Annotated in this window: 1 protein-coding gene; it reads right to left on the bottom strand. The window is 46.0% G+C overall.

The window, feature by feature from the left end; translation table 11 throughout:
• A partial coding sequence (locus R7R24_RS27915) for an NADP-dependent oxidoreductase (protein ID WP_318120319.1) occupies window positions 1–632 on the bottom strand: 632 nt, incomplete at both ends.

The following is a 632-nucleotide window of genomic DNA, read 5'->3' as shown; positions in this document are numbered from 1 at the left end:
ATTTTTACAACAAGCTTGCCAAAGTTCTTGCCTTCTAGCAGACCAATAAATGCCTCTGGCGCATTGTCTAGACCTTCTACTAGATGTTCGCGGTATTGGATCTTTCCTTCAGCCAACCACTGATTGATATCTTGAGCGAACTCACCGTAACGGTGACCGTAGTCATCAAAAATGATAAAGCCTTGTACCTTGATTCGTTTCGTCAGTAGCTTACCCATTAGCAGAGGTAGATGGTCTGTGCCTTCAGGCAATTCTGTTGCGTTGTATTGAGAAATCAATCCACATAAAGGGATACGTGCACTGGTATTGAGGAGTGGCATGACAGCTTCGAATACTTTGCCGCCCACGTTTTCAAAGTAAACATCGATGCCGTTGTAGCATGCATCTTTCAATTGTTGTTCGAAATCATCTGCTTTGTGATCGATACACTCATCAAAGCCTAAAACCTCTTTTGCGTAGCGACATTTTTCTTCACCACCGGCGATACCAACTACGCGGCAGCCTTTGATTTTACCGATTTGACCAACTGTCGCGCCGACAGGGCCCGTTGCCGCAGCAACTACAATGGTTTCACCTGGTTTTGGCTGGCCAATATCCAACAACCCCATGTATGCGGTAAAGCCAGGCATGCC

The sequence above is a fragment of the Vibrio sp. 704 genome (assembly GCF_033339295.1).
Note: the sequence above shows the minus strand (reverse complement) of the source record. Positions and strands in the feature narration are given on the sequence as shown.